The sequence below is a fragment of the Streptomyces sp. O3 genome, assembly GCF_054788135.1.
Genome location: NZ_JBTVYK010000015.1, coordinates 20,184 through 43,925, shown reverse-complemented (window position 1 = coordinate 43,925; position 23,742 = coordinate 20,184). Strand labels below are relative to the sequence as shown.

Here is a 23,742-nt window from a genome sequence, read left to right as displayed (position 1 = left end):
CCGTCGCCCTCCAGTCACGCTTCTGTCACAAGATCCCGACACGCGTTTATCTCGCGCACGCTCACACAAATGGGCGATTTCTCATTCCCTGTGCGCGTTCCGCGCGGCGCGGCCACACCCCGCCGTATCCTTCCGGCGGCGTACGAAATCACCCGCCCCGAATTCCCGGCCGCCTACCTCGAAAGGCCCGACGGGCCCCTGGCCTGACGGGCCGTGAGCAATTGCCGGCCAGATGGGAATGAGGCGCTCCGCCCTCTGTCGGAGCCGGGCACACGGCGAGCATCATGGCGGGTGCGTCCGGAAGCCCTAGCCGTGGCAAGCGAGGAGCAGTGATGGGGACGGAGACCGCTCAGGCACAGGCAGGGCCACAGAGCGGGCGGCCACGGCCCCGGCATGTGGTCGTCGACTGGCTGACCACCACCGACCACAAGAAGATCGGGTACCTCTACCTGATCACGTCGTTCGCCTTCTTCCTGATCGCCGGGCTGATGGCCCTGCTGATGCGGGCGGAGCTGGCCCGACCCGGTTCGCAGCTGCTGAGCAACACCGAGTTCAACCAGCTGTTCACGCTGCACGGCACGATCATGCTGCTGCTCTTCGCCACCCCGACCTTCGCGGGTTTCGCCAACGCGATCATGCCGCTGCAGATCGGCTCACCGGACGTGGCCTTCCCCCGGCTGAACATGTTCGCGTACTGGCTGTTCCTGTTCGGCGGGCTGATGGTGCTCGGGTCGCTGCTGGTGCCGAGCGGCCCCGCCGACTTCGGCTGGTTCGCGTACTCGCCGCTGAACAGCCTGGAACGCTCGCCGGGGATCGGCGCCGACCTGTGGATCATGGGTCTGGCGCTCTCCGGGTTCGGCACGATCCTCGGCGCGGTCAACTTCATCACCACCATCATCGGGATGCGGGCCCCCGGTATGACGATGTTCCGGATGCCGGTCTTCACCTGGAACGTGCTCTTCACGTCGATCCTGGTCATCGTCGCGTTCCCGGTGCTGGCGGCCGCGCTGCTGGCACTCGAGTCGGACCGGCGGCTCGGCTCGCAGATCTTCGCCCCGGAGACCGGCGGCGCGCTGCTGTGGCAGCACCTGTTCTGGTTCTTCGGCCATCCCGAGGTGTACATCATCGCGCTGCCGTTCTTCGGCATCATCAGCGAGATCCTGCCGGTGTTCTCCCGGAAGCCGATCTTCGGCTACGTGATGCTGGTCGGCGCCACGATGGCCATCACCGGGCTCTCCATCGTGGTCTGGGCGCACCACATGTTCGCCACCGGAGCGGTGCTGCTGCCGTTCTTCTCCTTCATGTCGTTCCTGATCGCGGTCCCGACCGGGGTGAAGTTCTTCAACTGGACGGGCACCATGCTCAGGGGCTCGCTGTCGTTCGAGACACCGATGCTGTGGTCCATCGGCTTCCTGGTGTCCTTCCTGTTCGGCGGGCTGACCGGGGTGATCCTGGCCTCGCCGCCGATGGACTTCCATGTCACCGACTCGTACTTCGTGGTGGCGCACTTCCACTACGTGGTGTTCGGCACCGTGGTCTTCGCGATGTTCGCGGGGTTCTTCTTCTGGTGGCCCAAGTTCACCGGCAAGCTGCTGGACGAGCGGCTCGGCAGGATCCAGTTCTGGACGCTGTTCGTCGGCTTCCACACCACGTTCCTGGTGCAGCACTGGCTGGGCGCCGAGGGCATGCCACGACGGTACGCGGACTATCTGGCCGCGGACGGGTTCACGGTGCTCAACACCATCTCGACGATCGGCGCGTTCCTGCTCGGCCTGTCGACGCTGCCGTTCCTCTACAACCTCTGGAAGACCGCCCACTACGGCGAGCGGGTCGACGTCGACGACCCCTGGGGGTACGGGCGGTCGCTGGAGTGGGCGACCTCGTGTCCGCCGCCGCGGCACAACTTCGTCACGCTGCCCCGCATCCGTTCCGAGAGCCCCGCGTTCGACCTGCACCACCCGGAGTTCGCGGCACACGCGCCCCGCCGCCCCGGCACTCCCCCGCCCGCCCCCTAAGAGAGCGGGCGGGGGGCGAGCGGCGCGCCTCGGGCCGCTCTCAGCGCGCCGCCTCGACCCGCACCGACAGGTCGTTGTCGGCCGTGTAGTACGGTCCGGCCTCGACCGGCCCGTGCGCGGTGTCCAGGCGCGTCACGGGATAGGTGAGGACCGGCTTCTTGTCGGCCACGTCGTCCAGCAGCCGGGCGATCCGCACGCCGGGGCCCGCCGCGCCCGCCGGGTACAGCCACAGGTCCCAGACGCCCCGCCGCCCGGCCAGCTCCCGGTAGGCCACCGCGCAGGTGAAGTCGGGGCCCTGGCGGGTCACTTCGGCCCGGTGCGTCAGCGCGGGCCGGGTGCGGGCGCGCGCCTCGACGTACGCGTCGGCGGTCAGCGTGGTGGCGAAGACCCGGCCGCGTACGGTCAGTTCCCCGTCGCCGACGAGCAGTTCGCCCGCCTCGGCGTGCGGGGCGCGGTGCCAGGCGCGCACCGTGAGCTTGCCGTACTGGGTGGCGTAGGGGATGCGGACCGCGACATGGCCGCGGCGGCCGCTGGGCACCCGGTCGACCAGCGACCGCAGATCGCTGCGTCCGGGCACCAGTCGCCGCGGGACGCCCCCGCCGTACTCGGCGTACGCGTCCCACCGCCCTTCGGGCAGCCCGACGCTGCTGGGCAGCACGGCCCGCAGCCGTCCGTCGCCCGCCGGGGTGAGCGGGAGCCTGACCTCGTCGGCCGGGTCGTCGGCGTCACCGCCGCGCAGCCGCAGCAGCAGGTGGGCGGCGCCCGTCGTGCCCGGATCGGCGAGGTCGAAGGTGAGGCCGCCGGCGGAGTCGGCGACACAGTCGGTGCTGAGCGGCACGGGTGCGTCCTTCGGGGTGTCCGCCGCGGGGGTGCGGACCGGTGCGGTCATCTCGTACGTCCCTCGCGCCGTGCGGCGTCGCGTCGGCGACCTCCCCACGCATGGCGAATCAGAGAACTGATATGCATACGCCCCCATCCCACGTTCCGCTCCGGCGCACGCCGGTCCTCCCCCTACCGCAGGGGGAGACCGGTGATCCGACCCGATGGTTGTCCGTCAACATCAACTTGTTTTGGAACGGTTGCGTGATCGATAGCCGATTTGTGGAACCTGCGCCGCGTCTGACGCATCAGGGCTCGTAGGACAGCTGGGGCACGTCGAAGCAGTTGTCGTTCATGTCGCCGCCCTGGGTGACCCAGCCGCGCCCGTCCTGCCAGCGGGCTGCCGACAGACAGGTGCGCCGGGTCTTCGGCGGCTCCGGGCGCTTCTCGAAGACCACCGGAACCAGCAGCCCGCGCGCGCTGTACGGCTCGGCGCGCGCCATGAACCGGTCCACACACGCCCGGTTGACGTCCGCGCCGCAGGACCTGGCGGCGTCCGTGAACCACATGGCGGCCGCCCAGCCCTCCAGCTGCCACTGGGAGCGCGCCGGTGCGTCCTCGGTCGCCTCGCGGAACTCCCGTACCGCCGGGTGCTCGTCGTCGTCATAGTTGCGGCTCGACCCGGTCACCCACAGGGCGTTGCGGCAGCGCGGCGCGTCCTTGTAGTCGTCGGCGACCGTGGACGTCCAGTTCTGCGCGTTGGTGACCTTGGCGATGACGTCGGCGCCCACGGCGTCCATCGCGCGGCACAGCCGGGCGTTGCCGTGCGTGTCCATCGCGTCGAAGACGAGGTCGGCGCCCTGCTGCTTCAGATCGGCCGCCACCGCACGGAAGTTGGGCAGCGCGAAGTCGACCTGCTGGGTGACGACCCGATAGCCCTCGGCCTTCAGCCCGCGGGTGATCAGCCGGGCGTACGCGGCCGACGCCGACTGGTTGTACGAGACGACCGCGGCCGTCCTGGCCCCGTGCTCGCGCTTGAAATAGCGGTACACCTCGGTGCCGCCGTACAGCTTGCCGTCCCAGCCCGGCTCGCCGCCCGTACGCGGCGCCAGGCTGCCGTAGATCGAGTACAGGTGCGGATAGGTGTCGTACGCCGGGCCGATCGGCTGGCCGCCGATGTCCGGGACGCCCGCGGCGGAGACCCTGGGCGCGCCCGCGTAGTCCAGGGACGTGGTGGCGACCAGGGCGACCACCTTCTGCTCGTCCACGAGTTCGTGCACGCACTCGTTGTTGCCGACGCCGCTGCCGCCGTCGTCGCAGGTGCGCACCTCGACCTCGCGGCCGTCGATGCCGCCGCGCGCGTTGAGCCGGTCGAAGTAGGCCCGGGCGCCGTCCCTGGGGCCGGTGAAGGCCTGGCTGCCGACCGGGCTGGTGGCGCTGGCGATGATGCCGACGCGGATCGGCTCTCCGGCGTCCGCTGGCGGCGGTCCGGTGCCCCTGCCGCGCTCGAAGTCGCTCTCCGGGAGGCGGCTGCCGCAGGCCGTACTCAGCGGGACCAGCAAGGCCAGCAGGCTCGCGGCGAGTGCCTCAGCAGCCGGGCGCCGGCGACGCATTGCCGCTCATGCCCACCAGTGCGCACAGGGTCTTGACCGACACCTTCCAGGTGCCGTCCTGGTTCACCGAGGTCCCGGAGGTGGGCATCACGGTGTCCCCGGACAGCTCCAGCGTGTACGTTACGTCGGCCTCCTTGTCCGAGGTGAAGTCCACTTCGGTGACCTTCGCGCTCACCTGCTGCCCGCGCTCGTCACCGCTGAAGGACCGCAAGACCTCACGCAGTTCGGGCCCGTTCTCCAGGACGGCCTCCTTGTCCTCCAGGCTCACCTCCGGGTCGAAGAACTTCACCCAGTTCTCCCTGACCTCCTTCTCGGCCGCCGCCGGGTCGGCCGGGGCGTCCGCTTCGGTCGGGGTCGGGTCCTGGGGCGCGCTCGTGGTCTCCTCCCTCGGAGGCGTCGGCGGCGGGGTGTCGGTTCCTCCGTCGTCGCCGTCCCCGCAGGCCGTGGCGGCCCCGCCCACTACCAGGACCGCGGCGGCCGCCCACGCCGCAATCCCCGATCTGCCCCGCCTGGGGCCTGTCTTCGCGTTCCCGCGGACCATCTGGCTCACCACCGGGTGTCGGACCGGGCCGGGACCGCCCGGTGCTTTCAGGGTCAGCTCGCAGGAGGCATAGTGCAAGCCATCGGCCGACATGAACAGACACGCACCCATATCCCCCAGGGAGCCCCCGGATGCGGACCGCTCGACTGCGTACTGCGCACCCCCTGCTCTGGGCCGCCTGGGTCGCGGCCGCTACCGGCGCCGTGCTGTGTGTGATCGGCTGGTACGGCGTGTCCGGCGAGCGCTTCGCGGAGCGGCAGGTGCCGTATCTGGCGTCCTGCACGGTGCCGGGCGCGGCGCTGCTCGTCGCGGCCGCCGTACTCCTCGTGGGGGGCCGCAGCCAGCTCGCGGCGGCCCGCGTCGAGGAGCTGTACCGGCTGCTGGTGGCCGTCGGCGCGGAGGGCGGCGCGCCCGGCCGGGAGACGGCCGCGGAGCCGGTCGCCACCAGCGCGGAGCTGCGTACGGTCCCCGGAGGCACCCTGTGGCACCGCGCGGACTGCCCGCTGATCGCAGGGAAGCCGGAGGCGGCGCCCGTGACGGCCGGGGCACCGGACGGCACGGGGGCGTCGGACCTCGCCGGGCTCAGCCCCTGCCCCGTCTGCGAGCCCGAAGCCGGGGCCGATGCCGGGAGCGGGGCCGGGGCGTCGGCCGCGGAGTCCTGACCGGTGGGGACCCTGACGTACGACCTCACCCTGGCGGGTCTCGCGGTCGGCGGCGCGGCGGCGCTCACCGGCATCGGACTGATCGTCACCTATCGCGCGACCGGCGTGCTCAACTTCGCGCACGGCGCGATCGCGATGGTCTGCGCCTATCTGCTGCGCCAGCTCGTCGTCGAGTGGGGCTGGCCGCTGTGGCTCGCGGCGTCGGTCACCCTGCTGGTGGCCGCGCCGGGCATCGGGCTGCTGCTCGAACGGGCGGTGTTCCGGCCGCTGTCGGTGCTCGGCGGCGATCCGGCCCAGACCCTGGTGGCCTCGCTCGGGGTGTTCGTGCTGCTGGTCGGCGGGGCCGCGCTGCTGTGGGGGCGGGGGGCGCGGGCGGACGCGCCGGAGCTGCTCGCCGCCGAGCCGTGGGGGCAGCTGGGCGCGGTGCTCGCCCTGACGGCCGGGGTGTGGGCGGTGACCCGCTGGACCCGGTTCGGGGGCGAGCTGCGGGCCGTGGTCGACAACCGGCGGCTCGCGGTCCTGGGCGGGATCGACGCGGACCGGGTGTCGGCGGCGGGCTGGGCGTTCGGTTCGTTCACCGCGGGTCTGACGGGCGTCCTGCTCGCGCCGTACGTACGGCTTGATCCGTACGGGCTGCCGCTGCTGGTGATGGAGGTGGTGGCGGTCGCGGTCGCCGCGGGGATGCGCAGCCTGCCGGTCGCCGTGGCGGTCGCGCTGGGGCTCGGCGTCGCGCAGAGCCAGCTGACCCGGCTGCATCCGTCGGGGTGGGCGGAGCCGCTGCTGCGGGCGGTGGGGGCCAACCTGTTCGTGGTGGCGCTGCTGGTCGCCGCGCTGGTGCTGCCTGGTGTGGGGGCACGGGACGCGCTGCCGCGTACGGCGACGGTCCGGGTGCGGACCCCGCCGGGCGCCTGGATCGCGGCGGGCGTGCTTTTTCTGCTTCCGCTCGGGTTCGCGGGCTCCGACCTGCACACCTCGGTGCAGGTTCCGGCGCTCGCGGTGATTCTGCTGTCCCTGGTCGTGGTGACCGGACGGGGTGGCCAGATCTCGCTGGGCCAGGCGGCGTACGCGGGGCTCGGCGCGCTGTTCACGGCGCTGCTCGCGGCGGGCCGGTTTCCGGGGCTGCCCGCGTTGCCGCTCCTGGTCGCGCTGGGGGTCGCGGTGCTGCTCGTCGCCCCGCTCGGGCTGCTCACCGGGTGGCCCGCGATCAGCCGCCACGGTCTCGCGCTGGCGCTGGCGACCTTCGCGGTCGGGGTCGGGGTGAGCCGGTTCGTCTTCGCCCAGCCGTACGCGACGTCCGGGCTCGGCCTGGACCGCCCCGCGGGCTTCGCCGGTGACCGAACCTACTACCTCCTGGAACTCGCCCTGCTGGCCGGGGCGCTGCTCGTGGTGACGGCGCTGCGCCGGGGACGCGTCGGCCGCGCGCTGGCCGCGATGCGGGATCACGAGGCCGGGGCGTCGGCGGCGGGGGTCGCGGTCCCGGCGCTGAAGCTGGCCGCCTTCGTGGTGGGCGCCGCGCTGGCCGCGCTGGGCGGCGGGCTGCTCGGCATCGGGGTGCGGGCCTTCGACCCGGCGGCGTTCGACCCGGTGCGCGGCCTGCTCTGGTTCGCGGCGGTCGTGGTGCTGGGCGCGGACTCGCCGCTCGGGGCGCTGGCCGCGGCGGCGCTGCTCGTCGGTCTCGACGCGGGCGCCAAGGGCGGTGTCGCGGCCGCGGTGATCGGCGTCCTGGCCGTCCTGATCGGCCGGTTCCCAGGCGGCCCGTACGACGCCGTCCGCGCCGCCCTGACCCGCCTGCGCCCGCACACGCGCGCGACGGCCCGGCTGACCCCGCTGGGCGTGGCGCTGCGCGCGCGACTGGCGGGGGCGGGGGCGCGTTCCGGGCTCTCCGGCCCGGGCGCGTCCCGCACCAGGCCGGAGCCAGCCTCCGCCGTCCGCCCGGAGGGCGGGCCGGGCGGCGGCAGATGCGTGCTCTCGGCGCGCCGGATGCGGGCCCTCGTGCTGGAGGTACTCGGGTCCGCGCCGCGGGCCCGGCCCGCGGGCGACGGACCGGGCCGCCCTCAGGAGGGCCGGGCCCCCGGCGCGTCCGGTGCCCCGGCGCGTCCGGCGGGGGTTCGGGCGGCGGCCCAGGAGCCGGTGACGCCCCAGGGCGGCCCGGTCGCCCCGGAGGCCGCGCCTCGGCGCCCGCCCGCCGCCCAACGGCCAACACCAGCGGCCGGACCCGCGCCGAGTGAGCCCGCCAGCGGCGCGCGCACCGGGCCGCCAGCGGCGGAACCGGGGTGGGCCGGGCCCCTGGGAGCGGCAGCACGGGGCGGGAGCGCGTTGCTCGTGGCGCGTGGGGTGCGGGTCAGGTTCGGGGAGTTCACCGCGCTGGACGGGGTCGACCTGGACGTCGCGCCGGGGCGGATCACCGCTGTCGTCGGGCCGAACGGCGCGGGCAAGAGCACCCTGTTCCACTGCCTGGCCGGGACGGTCCGGCCCGACGCGGGCCGCGTGGAGTTCGGCGGCCTGGACATCACCCACCGGCCCGCCCACGCGCGGACCCGGCTCGGCGTGGCCCGGACCTTCCAGCAGCTCGCCGTCTTCCCCTCGCTGACCGTCGCGGAGAACGTCGCCGTCGGGGCCGAGCAGGGCCGGGTACGGGATGCCCGGTCGGTCTCGCGGACGCTCACCCTGCTCGGGCTCGACACCGTACGGGACCGGCCCGCCGCCGGCCTGCCGACCGGCGTCCTGCGCCGGGTCGAACTGGGCCGCGCCCTGGCCGGGAGCCCGCGGGTGCTGCTGCTCGACGAACCGGCCGCCGGTCTGGACACCTCCGAGGCGGCGGCGCTCGCCCGGCTGCTCAGGGCGCTCGCCGCGGACGGCATGGCGCTGCTGGTCGTCGAGCACGACCTCGACCTGGTGGCCGACCTCGCCGACACCGTGCGGGTGCTGGCGGCCGGGCGCGTCGTCGGCTCGGGCCCCGCCGCCCGCGTACGGGACATCGCCACGGCACGGGTCGCCCCGGACGCACCCGGACGGCGGCACAGCCATGAGCGCTGAGATCGAGCTGCGCCACGCGCGCGTGCGCTACGGCCCGCTGGAGGCGCTGCACGGCGTCTCGCTCGCGGTGCCGCGTCCGGGGGCGACCGTCCTGCTCGGCCGCAACGGCTCGGGCCGGACGACCGCGCTGCGCGCGCTCGCCGGTACCGTCCCGCTCGCCGCCGGCGCCGTGGTGTGGCGCGGCGTCGACGTGACCCGGCTCGCCGTCCACGACCGGGCCCGGCGGGGCCTCGCGTTCGTCCCCGACCGGCAGGCCGTGTTCGGCGCCCTCACGGTCGCCGAGAACCTGGAGCTCGCCGTGCCGGGCCGACGGGGCCGCGGCGACTTCGCCGCCGCCCTGGACGCCTACCCGGAGCTGCGCCCCCTGCTGCCCCGGCACGCGGGCGCCCTCTCGGGCGGCGAGCAGCGGATGCTCGCCCTGTCCCGCGTCCTGCTGGCCCAGGCGTGCGGCCACGCGCGCGTGGTGCTCGTCGACGAACCGACCCAGGGCATGTCCCCGGCCTTGGCCGCCCGTACGTACGCGCTCCTGGCGGCCCTGGACGCGGCGGTGCTGCTCGCCGAGCAGCGGCTGCCGCCCGGCCTGGGCACGGCGACCGGGGACGCCCACCCGGTCCTGGTCCACGAGCTGCGCCGCGGCTCCCTGGTGTTCAGCGGCGAGGCGTCGGAGATCCGCCCTAGCGGGCCAGCGGGCTAGCGGGCGGGCTACGCGCCCGGAATGACCAGCCGGACGCCGATCGCCAGCCGGTCCGGGTCGGAGCCGACCGCCTTCTCGTTGGCCCGGTACAGCGCGGACCAGCCGCCCCGCACGCGGTAGAAGGCGGCGATCGAGGAGAGCGTCTGGCCCGGCCGGACGGTGTGGACGCCGGTCTCGAACCCGTAGCGCTTGGAGCACGTGGGCCAGGCCTCCCAGCCCTGGGTGCGCAGCACCTCCTCCGCGATCTCGATCTGCTGCTCGCGGGTGGCGAGGTCCGCGCGCGGGGCGTAGGCGAGCCCCCCGTGCTCCTCCCACGTCGGCTGCCAGAACTGCAGTCCGCCGTAGAAGCCGTTTCCGGTGTTGATCTGCCAGTCTCCGCTGCTCTCGCACGCGGCGACGCAGGTCCAGGGCGACTCGTCCAGCGGGCACTGTTCGAGCACCCGGTGGAGCAGCGTGCGGGGCGGGTCCGCGGGGTCGGGCCGCGCGGCGCCGGACGGCCCCGCGGGGGCGAGGGACATCAGGGCCGCGAGCAGCCCTACGAACCAGACACGGGTGTGTGACATCGCGTCACGCTAAGAGGCGAAACTGCCGTGACGTTTCGTCACACGCCCGCCACGGACGAACCCCACCCGGTCGGACTCGAACCCCACCCGGTCGGACTATCGGACGACCGGGCGGGGCCCACGTCTTCGATTCCGTCCGTCTCCCGGCGTGACCTGTGCCACGGGTCAGCCGTTGTGCCCCACAAGAGCCGGGGGCCGCCCCGGCGGAGCGACGCACTCACACTCCGAGGAGCCCCCCGTGCAGCGCATGCTCGACGTCAGTGATGACGTACGCGCCGAGATCGGCGACGACGAAGCCGACCGGCTGCTCGCCGGCGACAACTCCCCGGGCAGCTACGACTGCACCTCCTGCCGCACTCCGGGCGACTCCGGGCAGGAGCGCACCAGCACCGTGCTGTTCGTCGGCGAGGAGACCGCGGTCCTCGCCTTCGCCCACGCCACCTGCCTGCCGTCCCAGGTAGTGCAGGTCGCCGAGGAACACCTCCAGGGCGCCGTACGTTCCATCACGGGCGAGGACGGCGGCGCCGGGAACGCGGGCGTCGGCGCCCAGCCCCCGTCCGGCGCCCCGACCTCACCGGCGCCCGAGCAGGCCGTCCTCGGTGTCACCAGCGGCCTCATCCTGCTCGACGGGGAACTGCACCCCGCGCTGGTCGTCGAGCCCACGGGGCCCATCGCCAGGCCCGGTTCGACCGGCCCCGGCGACGAGTTCCTGCCGCTCCTGATCGAGCAGGGTTTCATGCCGGTCACCGGTGTGGAGAACGTGCCGCCCAAGCTGCCCGGCTGGTCCGTGCTGCTCGCCATGGGCCAGCTGCACGCCGTGCTCCAGCCCAGCGCCGAAGGCGGCACGGTCGCCTGGTGGCAGGCGCACCAGCCGCTGCCGGTCACCGAGGGCTGGCGCGCCGCGGCCAACAAGCTGAGCAGCGTTCTCGTGTTCGCCGCTCCGGCGGGCTCGATCGGCCGTCAGCAGCGCGAGGACCTGCTGCGCGACGCGCTGGAGAAGGCGGCGGCCGGCGGTCTCCTGGTGGGCGGCTCGATGCCGCTCGCGGGTACCTGAAATCCCCCCGCATCCGACAGCCCTCGGGGTCGTTGGCACATAACGTGCAGCCTTACGACCTCTCCCGCCAGCAGATCCCCTCCATGCGCCCGGCCCAGAACGCCTCGGTCGGGCGCTCGGCCACTCCGATCTACGACCAGCTGTTCGTGGAGTGGCGTCGGTCCTTCAAGGCCCTACCCGGCGACCGAACCGGCGAGGAGGATCTCGGTTTCACGGGCTTCGGAAGCCTCCCGTACGGCCACGACCAGCACGGCGGCCACAGCGGGCCGGGTGGCCACGGCAGCCTGAGCTCGTACGGCGGCTACAACAGCTACGCCGGATACGGCGGCGGCCAGACCGGCTCCTGGTCCGCCGACGGGCGACCGCCGTACACCGGGGGCAGACCCCAAGCGGCACTGCCGCCCGGCCCCCGCAAGGGACTCTGACGCCCCGCGCCCCGCCCCGCGCCCTCCCGCACACACCCACAACACGCGCCGCGGCCCCGATGCTCCCGTCATGGCGGGGACACCGGGGCCGCGGCCTCGTACCGGGACCTACTTCTTGCGTCCGCGCTTCTCGCGCACCCGTACCGAGATGTGGATCGGCGTCCCCTCAAAGCCGAACTCCTCGCGCAGCCGCCGCTCCACGAAGCGCCGGTAGCCGTGCTCGATGAAGCCGGACGCGAACAGCACGAAGCGCGGCGGCTTGGTGCCCGCCTGGGTGCCGAACAGGATGCGGGGCTGCTTGCCGCCGCGCACCGGGTGCGGGTGCGAGGCGACCAGCTCGCCGAGGAAGGCGTTCAGCCGACCGGTCGGCACGCGGGTCTCCCAGCCCTCGATCGCCGTCTCGATCGCCGGGACCAGCTTCTCCATGTGCCGCCCGGTGCGCGCCGAGACATTGACCCGAGGCGCCCAGGCGACCTGCGCCAGCTCGCTCTCGATCTCCCGCTCCAGGTAGTAGCGGCGCTCCTCGTCGAGGGTGTCCCACTTGTTGTACGCGAGGACGACCGCGCGCCCGGCCTCGACGGCCATGGTGACGATGCGCTGGTCCTGGATGCTGATCGACTCGCTGGCGTCGATCAGGATCACCGCCACCTCGGCCTTCTCGACCGCGGCCGCGGTGCGCAGCGAGGCGTAGTAGTCCGCGCCCTGCTGGAGGTGGACCCGCTTGCGGATGCCCGCGGTGTCCACGAACTTCCAGGTGACCCCGCCGAGTTCGATCAGCTCGTCGACCGGGTCGCGGGTGGTTCCGGCCAGTTCGTTGACGACCACGCGGTCCTCGTTGGCCACCTTGTTGAGCAGCGACGACTTGCCGACGTTCGGGCGGCCGATGAGCGCGATCCGGCGCGGACCGCCGACGCCCCCGGCGCCGAAGGTCTGCTGGGGCGCCTCGGGCAGCGCCTCCAGGACGGCGTCCAGCATGTCTCCCGTACCGCGCCCGTGCAGCGAGGAGACCGGGTGCGGCTCGCCGAGGCCGAGCGACCAGAGCGCGGTGGCGTCCGCCTCGCCGCTCGGGCCGTCGACCTTGTTGGCGCAGAGCACGACGGGCTTGCCCGCCTTGCGCAGCAGCCGGACGACCGCCTCGTCGGTGTCGGTGGCGCCGACCGTGGAGTCGACCACGAACACGACCGCGTCGGCCGCGTCGATCGCGTACTCGGCCTGGGCGGCGACCGAGGCGTCGATGCCGAGTACGTCCTGCTCCCAGCCGCCGGTGTCGACGACCTTGAAGCGGCGGCCCGCCCACTCGGCCTCGTAGGTGACCCGGTCGCGGGTGACGCCCGGCTTGTCCTCGACGACGGCCTCACGGCGGCCGATGATGCGGTTCACCAGGGTCGACTTGCCGACATTGGGGCGGCCGACGACGGCGAGCACCGGCAGCGGCCCGTGTCCGGCCTCGTCGATCGCGCCCTCGACGTCTTCGACGTCGAAGCCCTCCTGTGCGGCGAGCTCCATGAACTCCGCGTACTCGGCGTCGCCGAGCGCTCCGTGCTCGTGGCCGCCGGCGCCCGCCGGTTCTCCGGCGTGGGTCTGGTCGTTCATGAAGTCCGTACCTCTGTCATCAGTCATCGATGGACCGCTCAGGTCGCGGTCCACTACTCAAAGTCTCGCTCAGCGTCCGGTGAGACGCCTGGCGTTCTCCAGGTGGGCGGTCAGCCGTTCCTGGATGCGCACGGTCGCCTCGTCCAGCGCCTTACGCGTCCGCCGCCCGCTGCCGTCTCCGGCCTCGAAGCCGTCGCCGAAGACGACGTCGACCCGGCCGCGCAGCGGCGGCAGCCCCCGTATCAACCGTCCACGGCGGTCGGTGCTTCCCAGCACCGCCACCGGGACGACCGGCGCCCCGCTGCGTACCGCGAAGTACGCGAGGCCCGCGCGCAGCGACGCGAAGTCGCCGTCGCCGCGGGTGCCCTCGGGGAAGATCCCGAGCACTCCCCCGTCGGCCAGCACGTCCAGCGCCTGGGTGACGGCCGTGCGGTCGGCGACCGAGCGGTCCACCTTCAGCTGGCCGATGCCGCGCAGGAACGGGTCGAGCGGTCCGACGAACGCTTCCTTCTTGATCAGGAAGTGCGTGGGGCGCGGCGCGGTGCCCATCACCATCGGTCCGTCGACCATGTGCGCGTGGTTCACGGCCAGGATCGCCGGGCCGCTCGCGGGCACCCGCCAGGCGCCGAGCACGCGCGGCCGCCACAGCCCGTACATCAGCCCGACGCCGATCCGGCGGCCGATCTCCGCGCCGCGGCCGGACGGCGCGGCTGGTGCTGCCGCGGTCACTTCGCGGCCCGCTTCTCCTCGACCAGGGTGACGACGCACTCGATGACCTGCTGGAGGGTGAGGTCGGTGGTGTCCACCTCGACCGCGTCCCCGGCCTTGGCCAGCGGCGAGGTCTTCCGGCCCGAGTCGGCCGCGTCCCGCTTGATCAGCGCCTCCTTGGTGGCGTTGACGTCGGCGCCCTTGAGCTCGCCGCTGCGGCGGGCGGCGCGCGCCTCGGGCGACGCGGTGAGGAAGATCTTCAGGTCGGCGTCGGGCAGCACCGTGGTGCCGATGTCCCGGCCTTCGACGACGATGCCGCGCTCGGCGCCGGAGGCGATGGAGCGCTGCAGCTCGGTGATGCGGGTGCGCACCTCGGGGACCGCGCTGACCGCGCTGACCTTGGAGGTGACCTCCTGGGTGCGGATCGGCCCGGCGACGTCGGCGCCGTCGACCGTGATGGTCGGGGCGGCCGGGTCGGTGCCGGAGACGATCTCCGCCTTGGCGGCGACCGCGGCGATCGCGGACGGGTCCGTGATGTCGATGCCGTGGTGCACCATCCACCAGGTGATCGCCCGGTACTGGGCCCCGGTGTCCAGGTAGCTGAGGCCGAGCTGGGCGGCGACGGCCTTGGAGGTGCTGGACTTGCCCGTACCGGAGGGGCCGTCGATGGCGACGATCACCGCCGGTGCGGTGCTGGCGCTGCTGGCGGCGGTGGCGGCGTTTCCTGCGGTTTCCACGGGCGGTGTACACCTTCCTGATCACGCGGGCGGGCGAGGCGGGGGCTGCGGGGGACGAGGGGGGCGGGGCCGCCGCGGTGGACGGACCCCCCACAAGGTTACTGGCTCGCCCGCCCGCCTTTGACTGCCGGTGACCGCCGGGATCGCCAGCCCCGCACCGGCGGACCGGTCTACCGGCGGACCGGCGGATCGGCCTACCGGCGGATCGGCTTACTGGCGGATCGACCAGCCCCGCTCGCGCAGTGCCGCGGTGAGCACCGGCGCGGCCTTCGGCTCGACCATGAGCTGCACCAGACCCGCCTGCTGCCCGGTCGCGTGCTCGATGCGTACGTCCTCGACGTTGACCCCGGCCATCCCGGCGTCGGCGAAGATCCGGGCCAGCTGTCCCGGCTGGTCGTCGATGAGGACGGCGACGATCTCGTACGTCGTGGGGGCGGATCCGTGCTTGCCGGGCACCCGGACCTGGCCCGCGTTGCCTCGGCGCAGTACGTCCTCGATCCCGGCCGCGCCGCCCAGCCGCTTGCTCTCGTCGGCGGACTGCAGCCCGCGCAGCGCGGTGACGGTCTCGTCCAGGTCGGCGGCGAGATCGGCGAGCAGGTCGGCGACCGGCCCCGGATTGGCGGAGAGGATGTCGATCCACATCCGGGGGTCGGACGCCGCGATCCGGGTGACGTCGCGGATGCCCTGGCCGCAGAGCCGTACGGCGGTGTCCTCGGCGTGCTCCAGGCGGGCCGCGACCATGCTGGACACCAGGTGGGGCATGTGCGAGACCAGGGCGACGGCGCGGTCGTGGGAGTCGGCGTCCATCACGACCGGCACCGCGCGGCAGAGCGCGACCAGCTCCAGGGCCAGGTTCAGCACCTCGGTGTCGGTGTCGCGGGTGGGGGTGAGCACCCAGGGGCGGCCCTCGAAGAGGTCGGCGGTGGCGGCCAGCGGCCCCGAGCGCTCACGACCGGACATGGGGTGGGTGCCGATGTACGCGCTCAGGTCGAGGCCGAGCGCCTCCAGCTCGCGCCGGGGGCCGCCCTTGACGCTGGCGACGTCCAGATAGCCGCGGGCCACGCCGCGCCGCATCGCGTCGGCCAGCGTGGCCGCCACGTGCGCGGGCGGCACCGCGACCACCGCGAGGTCGACCCGGCCCTCGGGCTCGGCGTCGGTGCCGGCGCCGAGCGCGGCGGCGGTGCGGGCCTGCTCCGGGTCGTGGTCGGTGAGGTGGACGGTGACGCCGCGGCTGGCGAGCGTCAGGGCCGCGGAGGTGCCGATCAGGCCGGTCCCCATGACCAGGGCTGTTCTCACTGGGCGATGTCCTTGCGGAGAGCGGCCGCGGCGCCGAGGTACACATGCGCGATGTCGGCCTTGGGCTTGTCGGACTCGATGTGGGCGAGGATACGGACGACGCGGGGCATGGCGCCCGCGATGTCGAGTTCCTGGGCGCAGATCAGCGGAACGTCGACGATGCCGAGCCCGCGGGCCGCGGCGGCCGGGAAGTCGCTGCGCAGATCGGGCGTGGCCGTGAACCAGACGCTGATCAGGTCGTCCGAGGTCAGGTCGTTGCGCGCCATGATCTCGGTGAGCAGGGCGCTGACCTGCTGGTCCATCTCCTCGGTCGTGTCCTGCCGAAGCTGGACCGCGCCTCGGACCGCTCGTACCGTCACCGCGCCGCTCCTTGTGTCTTCGTGTCTTCTCTTCGTGTCTTCTCTTCGTGTCCGCGTGTGTCCGCGTCCTGCACCCTGTCCGGGTCAGCGTAGCCAGCCCGCGCACGCGAGGGTACGGCGGTGGCGCGCTCACCCCGCCTGGAGCGGTTCAGGCGTCCCAGTGCGCGCCGAGCGCCGTCAGTTCGTCATGGTGCTCGATCCGCTCGGACCAGGCCGTGGGCCAGGCCCTTGTGCCCAGGTGCGCGCCCGCGAAGGCCCCGGTGAGGCAGGCGATGGAGTCGGAGTCGCCCGAGGTGCACGCGGCCCGGCGCAGGGCCGTGACCGGGTCGCCGGGGAAGAGCAGGAAGCACAGCAGGGCCGTGGCGAGCGCCTCCTCGGCGATCCAGCCGGCGCCGGTGGCCAGGCACGGGTCGGTCTCCTCGTTCGCCTGGCGCACCGCGGCGGCGAGGCGTTCCAGGATGGCCAGGCACTCGTCCCAGCCGCGTGCGATGAAGTGTTCCGCGCTGGGGTCCTGGGCGCGGGTCCACAGGTCGCCGAGCCAGCGGTGATGGTAGCGGGTGCGATTCTCGATGGCGTACGAGCGCAGCAGCCCGACCAGGGCCGTGGGGTCCGCCCCTGCGGCGAGCAGGAACACCGCACGCGCGGTCAGGTCGCTCGCCGCGAGCGCCGTCGGGTGCCCGTGGGTGAGCCCGGACTGCAGCTGCGCGGCGCCGGCTCGCTGCTCCTCGCTGAGCCCCGGCGCCAGCCCGATGGGCGCGACCCGCATGTTGGCGCCGCAGCCCTTGGAGTGGATCTGGCTCGCGGCCTGCCACGGCCGTTCGCTGTCCAGCTTCCGGCAGGCGATCAGGCAGGTGCGGCCGGGCGCCCGGTTGTTGTCGGGCGAGTGGTACCAGTCGACGAACTCCTCGCGGACCGGCCGCTCCAGGCGCTTGGGTCCGAGCAGTCCGCGGTCCATGGCGGTGCGCAGCCCGCGGCCGAGCGCGAGCGTCATCTGTGTGTCGTCCGTGACGAACGCGGGCTCGGGCAGGGGCATCTCCCGCCAGGGCCCGCACTTGGCGAGGATCGACGGTACGTCGTTGAACTCGGTCGGGAAGCCGAGCGCGTCTCCGATGGCGAGTCCGATCAGCGAACCCGTGGCCTTGCCGGGCACCTGTGCCACGACACCCACCCCCTTATCGTCATTGAGACTATAAGAGGGTGGGTGGGCAGCGCGCCACCACGGGGCGGGCGCACCGCGGTGTCAGCGGCTGCCACGCGTCAGAGGTCGACCTCGCGCATCAGCATGCCGACCTCGGTGTTGCTCATCCGCCGCAGCCAGCCGGACTTCTGGTCGCCGAGCGCGATCGGCCCGAAGTTCGTCCGCACCAGCTTCTCGACCGGGAAACCGGCCTCGGCCAGCATCCGGCGCACGATGTGCTTGCGGCCCTCGTGCAGGGTCACCTCGACCAGGTAGTTCTTGCCGAGCTGCTCGACGACCCGGAAGTGGTCGGCGCGGGCGTACCCGTCCTCCAGCTGGATGCCGTCCTTGAGCTGCTTGCCCAGGTCACGCGGGATGGGGCCCTGGATGGCGGCCACGTAGGTCTTCTTCACGCCGTACTTGGGGTGGGTGAGGCGGTGTGCCAGCTCGCCGTGGTTGGTGAGCAGGATGATGCCCTCGGTCTCGGTGTCGAGCCGTCCGACGTGGAAGAGCCGGGTCTCCCGGTTGGTGACGTAGTCGCCGAGGCACTGACGGCCGTCCGGGTCCTCCATGGTGGAGACGACACCGGCGGGCTTGTTCAGCGCGAAGAACTGGTACGACTGCGTGGCGACCGTCAGCCCGTCGACCTTGATCTCGTCGCTCTCGGGCTTCACCCGCAGGCCCTGCTCGACCACGATCGCGCCGTTCACCTCGACCCTGGCCTGGTCGACCAGTTCCTCGCAGGCGCGCCGCGAGCCGTATCCGGCGCGGGCCAGCACCTTCTGCAGCCGCTCGCCTTCCTGCTCGGCGCCAGGGAACGTCTTCGGGGTCTTGACCTGCGGCTTGCCCGCGTACCGCTCGCGGTTGCGCTCTTCCTGCCGTGCGTCGTACTCGCGTGACGTGGCGGGCGCGCCGCGGCGGGCGCCTCGCGCGCCGCTGCCCTGGGACGTACGAGGGCCGCCCTTGGCGCCACCCCGCGCGGCCTCGCCGCGGCCCTTCCTCGGTCCGGGGCCGCCGTCGGCCGGGCTCACGTCGTAGCGGCGCTCCTCGGGACGGGGCTTGCTGGGTCGTTTCGGCTGGCCGTCGCGGCTGCTACCGGAACCCCGGTAATCGCCGCGGCCGCCGCTGCTGCCGCGGCCGCCGCTGTTGCCACCACGGCTCCCGCCGTTGTTTCCGCTGCTGTTCCTGCCGCTGCTGCTTCGCATCAAAGTTCCGTCTTGTCGTCTACGTCGTCTGGCTCCGGGGCGTCCGGATCGAACGACGGAACGCCTTCCTGCGTGTCGGCCTCGATCGCGTCCGCCTCGGGGAGGAAGGGCGCGAGCTCCGGGAGCTCGTCCAGGCCGCGCAGGCCCATCCGCTCCAGAAAGTAGTTCGTCGTCCTGTACAGGATCGCACCTGTTTCGGGTTCCGCGCCCGCCTCCCGCACCAGACCCCGCTGGAGCAGGGTCCGCATCACGCCGTCGCAGTTCACGCCGCGCACCGCGGAGACCCTGGAGCGGCTCACCGGCTGGCGGTACGCGACGACGGCGAGGGTCTCCAGAGCCGCCTGGGTGAGGCGGGCCTGCTGGCCGTCCAGGACGAAGCCCTCGACGGCGGCGGCGTACTCCGGGCGCGAGTAGAACCGCCAGCCGCCGGCCACCAGGCGCAGTTCGAAGCCGCGCCGCTGCGCCGTGTAGTCGTCGGCCAGTTCGCGCAGCGCGTCGGCGACCTCGCGGCGCGGCCGCCGCAGCACCTTGGCGAGGTGCTCATCGGTGGCGGGTTCGTCGATGACCATCAGGACGGCTTCCAGGGCGGGCTTCAGGTCCAGCTCCGAGACGGCGGCGTCCGCACCGGCCGGAAGCCGCGGACTCGTATCGCTGCTCACGCCTTCTCCTCCTTCGTCTTCGTCACGCCCGCGTCCGCGTCCGGGTCGGCGGGCGGCCGGTCGAACTCGTCCGTCACCGTGGGCTCGGCGCCCTCGCCCCCGGTCCAGCGCACCACCAGGTCGGCCAGCGCCTCGTCCTGGTCGAGTGCGACGGCCTTCTCGCGGTACAGCTCCAGGAGCGCCAGGAAGCGTGCGACGACGGTGAGTGTGTCGTCGACGTCCGCGACGAGCTCCCGGAAGCGCAGCTCGCCCGCCGCGCGCAGCCGGGCGACGACCACGTCGGCCTGTTCCCGTACGGAGACGAGCGGGGCGTGGATGTGGTCGACGTAGACCTGCGGCTTGGGCTTCGGCCGCATCGCCTTGACGGCGAGCTTCGCGAAACCCTCGGCGCCGATGTTGATGACGACCTCGGGGAGCAGCTCGGCGTGGTGGGGTTCGAGTCCGACGGTGCGCGGGTACCGCCGGGCCTCGTCATCGAGCCGCGCGCTGAAGATGTCGGCGATCTGTTTGTACGCGCGGTACTGGAGCAGCCGCGCGAAGAGCAGGTCACGGGCCTCGAGGAGGGCGAGGTCGGCCTCGTCCTCGACCTCGGCCGCGGGGAGCAGCCGGGCCGCCTTCAGGTCGAGCAGGGTCGCCGCCACTACCAGGAACTCGGTGGTCTGATCCAGGTCCCAGTCAGCGCCCATGCCCCGGATGTGCGCCATGAACTCGTCGGTGACCTTCGAGAGCGCGACCTCGGTGACGTCCAGCTTGTGCTTGGCGATCAGCTGGAGCAGCAGATCGAACGGCCCCTCGAAGTTGGCCAGCCGAACCGTGAACCGCCCCTCGTCGGCCGAGCTCCCGGTGTCGGACCCCGGCTCGGCCTCGGCCTTGGTCTCGGCCTTGGTCTCGGCCTCGGTCTCGGCCGAAGCCGCGTCGCCGGGCGCGACCGGCTCGCCCTGGGGCACTGGCCCGGTCGGCCCCGCCACGGTGGACGTCTTCGCACCGGGCCCCCGGCCGAGCGAGCGGCGGGCACGGCGGGGCTCGGCGGGGTCTTCGGACGGCATCACGATCCAGGGGCGACGAGCGACGCACGGTGGCCTACCGGCACGTACAAGGACAGGGCAGGCGCAGATTACCTCCCCAGGCCGACGACGAGTCGACGACCCGCGCCAGCCTCCCCGCGCGGGACGACTCCCCCTCGGCAGCGGTCAGCTCCGGCGGGACGCCGGAGCGCGCCAGCCTCCTGGCATCGGCAGGCCCGGCCGGTCAGCGGCCCCGCAGCCGCCGTACGAGGATGCTGGCGTCGCCACGCGACTCAAGGTCCGCGAGCACCACGGCGACCGCCTCGCGGACGATGCGTCCGCGGTCCACCGCGAGCCCGTGCTCGCCGCGCAGCACCAGGCGCGCGTGCTCGAGGTCCATCAGCTCCTCGGCGGAGACATACACCGTGATCTTCTCGTCGTGGCGTTCGCGTCCGCTGGGCCGCCTGGCCTGTGCCCTGCCGCGGCGCCGCGCGGTCCCCTCCGCTGGCCGCGCCGACGCCGACGCGGCCTGCCCGGCCGCGGCCGTCTCCTGCGCCTGGCGGCGCTTGGTGCGCCCCGCCGCGTCCACGCCCTCGGCGCCCCGGCTGCGGTGATCGCCGGACTCCGCGTCCGCGGCGGCGTGTTCGGCGTGCTCGCCGTCGTCCGGCGCGGCCCGCTCGGCGTCGCCTTCGCCCGCCGCCACGCCGTCGCTCTCGCCCGCCGGGGCCGGAACGCGCGCTTCGCCGTTGGCCGTTCGCCTGGGAGACGACGAGGTGAGCGCCATTCCCCCGGTGGTGCGGAACAGTTCGTCGGCTCCGGGCAGACTCACTCGGCGTGACACCGGGCGAGCACCTCCCTGGCGAGCTGGCGATAGGCGGCGGCGCCGACGGAGTTGGACGCGTATGTGGTGATGGGCTCACCGGCGACCGTGGTCTCCGGGAAGCGGACGGTGCGGCCGATCACCGTGTGGTAGACGTGGTCGTCGAAGGCCTCGACGACGCGGGCCAGCACCTCACGGCTGTGCACGGTGCGCGAGTCGTACATCGTGGCCAGGATGCCGTCGAGCTCCAGCTCGGGGTTCAGCCGCTCCTGGACCTTCTCGATCGTCTCGGTGAGCAGCGCCACACCGCGCAGCGCGAAGAACTCGCACTCCAGGGGCACGATCACCTTGTGCGCCGCGGTCAGCGCGTTCACGGTCAGCAGGCCGAGCGACGGCTGACAGTCGATCACGATGTAGTCGTAGTCCGCCATCAGCGGCTTGAGCGCCCGCTGCAGCGTGGACTCGCGGGCGACCTCGCTCACCAACTGCACCTCGGCGGCTGAGAGGTCGATGTTGCTCGGCAGCAGGTCCATGTTGGGCACGGCCGTCTTCAGGAGCACCTCGTCCGCCGCCATGCCCCGTTCCATGAGCAGGTTGTAGACGGTGAGGTCGAGCTCCATCGGGTTGACCCCGAGGCCGACCGAGAGCGCGCCCTGCGGGTCGAAGTCGACCAGCAGCACCCGGCGTCCGTACTCCGCGAGCGCCGCGCCCAGGTTGATGGTGGACGTCGTCTTGCCGACGCCGCCCTTCTGGTTGCACATCGCGATGATCTTCGCGGGACCGTGGTCGGTCAGCGGTCCGGGGATCGGGAAGTACGGCAGCGGGCGCCCGGTGGGGCCGATCCGCTCCCGGCGCTGGCGGGCGGCGTCCGGGGCGAGCGTCGCCGCGTACTCGGGGTCGGGCTCGTACTCGGCGTCGGGGTCGTAGAAGTGCCCCTCGGGCAGTTCTTCGTAGTCAGCGAATTGGGTGGTGTTCTCGCCACTCCGGTCGCCGGCCATGGCGTTCACTTGATGGCCATCCATGCTCTGGTGGGCTGAAAGCGTCGGCTGCGCGCCCTGGGCGCGCCGCGTGTTCTGACGGTCGGCGAAGGTGCGGACAGCGATGGAGCCGACAGCCTCGGGTCCCTCGGGGCCCGATCCCTGCGCAGGCATTCCTGGTTGACCACCTCCGGGAGTAAATGTCGACTCATTCACAAGTCGTCTTACCTCCTTGGTGACCAGGAAACTTCTAGATAGGTCAGCGTGGCACCATGCCGACGGTTGGCGACTCTATGGCGTGTCACCGGTCCGCAGCAACACAATCCGCCGGACCGGACCCGATGTGTCGGCAACCGAACACCCCGCTGTCAAGGGTGCGCAGGCACCTCTCACCAGGTTTCACGGGCGCGCGAAACGGTTAAAGGGTTACGTTCGACGCGAGTTGATCGAGCCTCACCACGTGACCCGACACACATCCGGCCGGACCTTGACAGACAAGGTCCGGCCGGATGTGCGCGATTGACGCCCGTTGTTGACACGGGCGGCGCGAGCGGCGACGTCAGCCGAGCAGGGTGCCCAGTTCGACGCTCTGCAGGCCGTGCGCTTCGGCGACGGGGCCGTAGACGACCTGGCCGTCATGCGTGTTGAGGCCCAGGGCCAGCGCCGGGTCACGGCGCAGCGCGTCGACCCAGCCGCGGTTGGCGAGTTCGACGATGTACGGCAGCGTCGCGTTGGTCAGCGCGTACGTCGAGGTGTTGGGCACCGCGCCGGGCATGTTGGCGACGCAGTAGAACACCGAGTCGTGGACCTTGAAGGTCGGCTCCGCGTGGGTGGTCGGACGGGAGTCCTCGAAGCAGCCGCCCTGGTCGATCGCGATGTCGACAAGGACACTTCCGGGCTTCATCTTGGCGACGAGCTCGTTGGTGACCAGCTTCGGGGCCTTGGCGCCCGGAATCAGCACCGCGCCGATGACGAGGTCGGCCTCGACGACGGCCTTCTCCAGCTCGTAGGCGTTGGAGACGATCGTCTGCACCTTGGTGCCGAAGATCTTGTCGGCCTCGCGGAGCTTGTTGATGTCCTTGTCGAGCAGGGTGACGTGGAAGCCCATGCCGACGGCGATCTGGGCAGCGCTCCAGCCGGAGACGCCGCCGCCGATGACGACGGCCTTGCCCGCGGCGGTGCCGGGGACGCCGCCCGGCAGCACGCCGCGCCCGCCGTTGAAGCGCATCAGGTGGTACGCGCCGACCTGCGGGGCGAGCCGGCCCGCGACCTCGGACATCGGGGCGAGCAGCGGCAGCGCGCGGTTCGCGGTCTCCACCGTCTCGTACGCGATGGCGGTGGCGCCGGACTCCAGGAGCGCGTCGGTGCACTCACGGGACGCGGCCAGGTGCAGGTAGGTGAAGAGCGTCTGGTCCTTGCGGAGGCGGTGGTACTCCTCGGCGATCGGCTCCTTGACCTTCAGCAGCAGGTCAGCGGTGGCCCACACCTCGTCGGCCGTGGGCAGGATCTGGGCGCCCGCGGCGACGAACTCCTCGTCCGTGATCGAGGAGCCGACGCCCGCGTTCTGCTCGATGACGACCTGGTGGCCGTGGCGGACGAGCTCATGCACTCCGGCGGGGGTGATGGCCACCCGGAACTCGTTGTTCTTGACCTCGCGGGGGATGCCGACCTTCATCGTCGATCACGGTCCTTGACTCAGGGATGTTTCGGGGCAACAGCAGACTTTCCCGGATGCATGGGGGCGCAACGGGATGCACCACGAGAGTACGCGGCGGAGCCAGTCTA

Annotated in this window: 22 protein-coding genes; 6 read left to right on the top strand and 16 right to left on the bottom strand. The window is 72.8% G+C overall.

The genetic code is table 11. From position 1 onward, the window contains the following. Nucleotides 1–332 precede the first annotated feature (332 nt). On the top strand, nucleotides 333–2,015 hold the full coding sequence (gene ctaD / locus ACX6XY_RS10040; RefSeq protein WP_460328320.1) for an aa3-type cytochrome oxidase subunit I: 1,683 nt from the start codon (nucleotides 333–335) through the stop codon (nucleotides 2,013–2,015). Nucleotides 2,016–2,055: 40 nt separating this feature from the next. Here the strand turns inward: ctaD and ACX6XY_RS10035 are convergent, their stop codons facing one another. The 3 genes from ACX6XY_RS10035 to ACX6XY_RS10025 form a co-directional block, all read right to left on the bottom strand. Next, nucleotides 2,056–2,904, bottom strand: a complete 849-nt coding sequence (locus tag ACX6XY_RS10035; RefSeq protein ID WP_460328318.1) for a hypothetical protein — start codon at nucleotides 2,902–2,904, stop codon at nucleotides 2,056–2,058. A 238-nt stretch (nucleotides 2,905–3,142) separates the two neighbouring features. Continuing rightward, nucleotides 3,143–4,447 (bottom strand): ABC transporter substrate-binding protein, encoded by a 1,305-nt coding sequence (locus ACX6XY_RS10030; protein ID WP_460328316.1) that lies wholly within the window; start codon nucleotides 4,445–4,447, stop codon nucleotides 3,143–3,145. Beyond that, a complete protein-coding gene (locus ACX6XY_RS10025) occupies nucleotides 4,422–4,988 on the bottom strand; it encodes a hypothetical protein (protein ID WP_460328313.1) in 567 nt (188 codons plus the stop codon). Before ACX6XY_RS10025 ends, ACX6XY_RS10030 begins: the two co-directional genes overlap by 26 nt. Nucleotides 4,989–5,119: 131 nt before the next feature. On the opposite strand from ACX6XY_RS10025, the gene ACX6XY_RS10020 reads away from it, so the two are divergent. The 3 genes from ACX6XY_RS10020 to ACX6XY_RS10010 are packed head-to-tail and all read left to right on the top strand — an operon-like array spanning nucleotide 5,120 to nucleotide 9,380. After that, nucleotides 5,120–5,650: a hypothetical protein gene (locus ACX6XY_RS10020; RefSeq protein ID WP_460328311.1), complete on the top strand. Its 531-nt coding sequence runs from the start codon at nucleotides 5,120–5,122 to the stop codon at nucleotides 5,648–5,650. 3 nt (nucleotides 5,651–5,653) lie between these two features. Then, the gene (locus ACX6XY_RS10015; protein WP_460328308.1) at nucleotides 5,654–8,686 is read left to right on the top strand and encodes an ABC transporter permease subunit; all 3,033 of its coding nucleotides are present in this window, start codon (nucleotides 5,654–5,656) and stop codon (nucleotides 8,684–8,686) included. After that, a complete protein-coding gene (locus ACX6XY_RS10010; RefSeq protein ID WP_460328306.1) occupies nucleotides 8,676–9,380 on the top strand; it encodes an ATP-binding cassette domain-containing protein in 705 nt (234 codons plus the stop codon). Before ACX6XY_RS10015 ends, ACX6XY_RS10010 begins: the two co-directional genes overlap by 11 nt. A gap of 8 nt (nucleotides 9,381–9,388) precedes the next feature. Here the strand turns inward: ACX6XY_RS10010 and ACX6XY_RS10005 are convergent, their stop codons facing one another. Further along, nucleotides 9,389–9,943 (bottom strand): LysM peptidoglycan-binding domain-containing protein, encoded by a 555-nt coding sequence (locus ACX6XY_RS10005; RefSeq protein WP_460328304.1) that lies wholly within the window; start codon nucleotides 9,941–9,943, stop codon nucleotides 9,389–9,391. Nucleotides 9,944–10,181: 238 nt separating this feature from the next. Between ACX6XY_RS10005 and ACX6XY_RS10000 the strand changes: the two genes are divergently transcribed. Beyond that, a complete protein-coding gene (locus ACX6XY_RS10000; RefSeq protein WP_460328303.1) occupies nucleotides 10,182–10,997 on the top strand; it encodes a hypothetical protein in 816 nt (271 codons plus the stop codon). Between the two features lie 44 nt (nucleotides 10,998–11,041). Next, nucleotides 11,042–11,422, top strand: coding sequence for a hypothetical protein (locus tag ACX6XY_RS09995; RefSeq protein ID WP_460328301.1), 381 nt, complete (start codon nucleotides 11,042–11,044; stop codon nucleotides 11,420–11,422). 108 nt (nucleotides 11,423–11,530) lie between these two features. Here the strand turns inward: ACX6XY_RS09995 and der are convergent, their stop codons facing one another. From der to ald, 12 genes are all read right to left on the bottom strand, one after another. Further along, entirely contained in the window at nucleotides 11,531–13,015 is a 1,485-nt protein-coding gene (gene der / locus ACX6XY_RS09990) for a ribosome biogenesis GTPase Der (RefSeq protein WP_460328299.1), read from the bottom strand. A gap of 69 nt (nucleotides 13,016–13,084) precedes the next feature. Further along, entirely contained in the window at nucleotides 13,085–13,783 is a 699-nt protein-coding gene (locus ACX6XY_RS09985; RefSeq protein ID WP_460328297.1) for a lysophospholipid acyltransferase family protein, read from the bottom strand. Next, nucleotides 13,741–14,460 (bottom strand): (d)CMP kinase, encoded by a 720-nt coding sequence (gene cmk / locus ACX6XY_RS09980; RefSeq protein ID WP_460328295.1) that lies wholly within the window; start codon nucleotides 14,458–14,460, stop codon nucleotides 13,741–13,743. The genes ACX6XY_RS09985 and cmk overlap by 43 nt, the downstream gene beginning before the upstream one ends. 210 nt (nucleotides 14,461–14,670) lie before the next feature. Then, nucleotides 14,671–15,756 (bottom strand): prephenate dehydrogenase, encoded by a 1,086-nt coding sequence (locus ACX6XY_RS09975; protein ID WP_460328293.1) that lies wholly within the window; start codon nucleotides 15,754–15,756, stop codon nucleotides 14,671–14,673. Next, on the bottom strand, nucleotides 15,753–16,115 hold the full coding sequence (aroH, locus tag ACX6XY_RS09970; protein ID WP_460328292.1) for a chorismate mutase: 363 nt from the start codon (nucleotides 16,113–16,115) through the stop codon (nucleotides 15,753–15,755). Before aroH ends, ACX6XY_RS09975 begins: the two co-directional genes overlap by 4 nt. Before the next feature lie 148 nt (nucleotides 16,116–16,263). After that, complete coding sequence (locus ACX6XY_RS09965) at nucleotides 16,264–17,274, bottom strand: ADP-ribosylglycohydrolase family protein (protein ID WP_460328291.1); 1,011 nt, start codon at nucleotides 17,272–17,274, stop codon at nucleotides 16,264–16,266. A gap of 98 nt (nucleotides 17,275–17,372) precedes the next feature. Next, nucleotides 17,373–18,497 carry a pseudouridine synthase gene (locus tag ACX6XY_RS09960; RefSeq protein ID WP_460328289.1) on the bottom strand — a complete coding sequence of 375 codons (1,125 nt, stop codon included), beginning with the start codon at nucleotides 18,495–18,497 and terminating at the stop codon, nucleotides 17,373–17,375. Continuing rightward, complete coding sequence (gene scpB, locus ACX6XY_RS09955) at nucleotides 18,497–19,066, bottom strand: SMC-Scp complex subunit ScpB (protein WP_460328451.1); 570 nt, start codon at nucleotides 19,064–19,066, stop codon at nucleotides 18,497–18,499. The genes ACX6XY_RS09960 and scpB overlap by 1 nt, the downstream gene beginning before the upstream one ends. A gap of 86 nt (nucleotides 19,067–19,152) precedes the next feature. Continuing rightward, complete coding sequence (locus ACX6XY_RS09950; RefSeq protein WP_460328288.1) at nucleotides 19,153–20,202, bottom strand: segregation and condensation protein A; 1,050 nt, start codon at nucleotides 20,200–20,202, stop codon at nucleotides 19,153–19,155. Between the two features lie 202 nt (nucleotides 20,203–20,404). Continuing rightward, on the bottom strand, nucleotides 20,405–21,001 hold the full coding sequence (locus ACX6XY_RS09945; protein WP_460328286.1) for a hypothetical protein: 597 nt from the start codon (nucleotides 20,999–21,001) through the stop codon (nucleotides 20,405–20,407). Beyond that, on the bottom strand, nucleotides 20,986–22,131 hold the full coding sequence (locus ACX6XY_RS09940) for a ParA family protein (protein WP_460328285.1): 1,146 nt from the start codon (nucleotides 22,129–22,131) through the stop codon (nucleotides 20,986–20,988). The genes ACX6XY_RS09945 and ACX6XY_RS09940 overlap by 16 nt, the downstream gene beginning before the upstream one ends. Before the next feature lie 385 nt (nucleotides 22,132–22,516). Next, nucleotides 22,517–23,632: an alanine dehydrogenase gene (gene ald / locus ACX6XY_RS09935; RefSeq protein ID WP_460328284.1), complete on the bottom strand. Its 1,116-nt coding sequence runs from the start codon at nucleotides 23,630–23,632 to the stop codon at nucleotides 22,517–22,519. Nucleotides 23,633–23,742 lie beyond the last annotated feature (110 nt).

Coding starts and splice junctions, on each gene's coding strand:
- ACX6XY_RS10005 (WP_460328304.1), bottom strand. CDS start 9,943: ATGTCACACACCCGTGTCTGGTTCGTAGGGCTGCTCGCGGCCCTGATG.
- der (WP_460328299.1), bottom strand. CDS start 13,015: ATGAACGACCAGACCCACGCCGGAGAACCGGCGGGCGCCGGCGGCCAC.
- ACX6XY_RS10030 (WP_460328316.1), bottom strand. CDS start 4,447: ATGCGTCGCCGGCGCCCGGCTGCTGAGGCACTCGCCGCGAGCCTGCTG.
- scpB (WP_460328451.1), bottom strand. CDS start 19,066: ATGGTCATCGACGAACCCGCCACCGATGAGCACCTCGCCAAGGTGCTG.
- ACX6XY_RS09940 (WP_460328285.1), bottom strand. CDS start 22,131: ATGCCTGCGCAGGGATCGGGCCCCGAGGGACCCGAGGCTGTCGGCTCC.
- ACX6XY_RS10035 (WP_460328318.1), bottom strand. CDS start 2,904: ATGACCGCACCGGTCCGCACCCCCGCGGCGGACACCCCGAAGGACGCA.
- ACX6XY_RS09960 (WP_460328289.1), bottom strand. CDS start 18,497: ATGCGAAGCAGCAGCGGCAGGAACAGCAGCGGAAACAACGGCGGGAGC.
- ACX6XY_RS10020 (WP_460328311.1), top strand. CDS start 5,120: ATGCGGACCGCTCGACTGCGTACTGCGCACCCCCTGCTCTGGGCCGCC.
- ACX6XY_RS10025 (WP_460328313.1), bottom strand. CDS start 4,988: ATGGTCCGCGGGAACGCGAAGACAGGCCCCAGGCGGGGCAGATCGGGG.
- ald (WP_460328284.1), bottom strand. CDS start 23,632: ATGAAGGTCGGCATCCCCCGCGAGGTCAAGAACAACGAGTTCCGGGTG.
- ctaD (WP_460328320.1), top strand. CDS start 333: ATGGGGACGGAGACCGCTCAGGCACAGGCAGGGCCACAGAGCGGGCGG.
- ACX6XY_RS09950 (WP_460328288.1), bottom strand. CDS start 20,202: ATGCCGTCCGAAGACCCCGCCGAGCCCCGCCGTGCCCGCCGCTCGCTC.
- ACX6XY_RS10010 (WP_460328306.1), top strand. CDS start 8,676: ATGAGCGCTGAGATCGAGCTGCGCCACGCGCGCGTGCGCTACGGCCCG.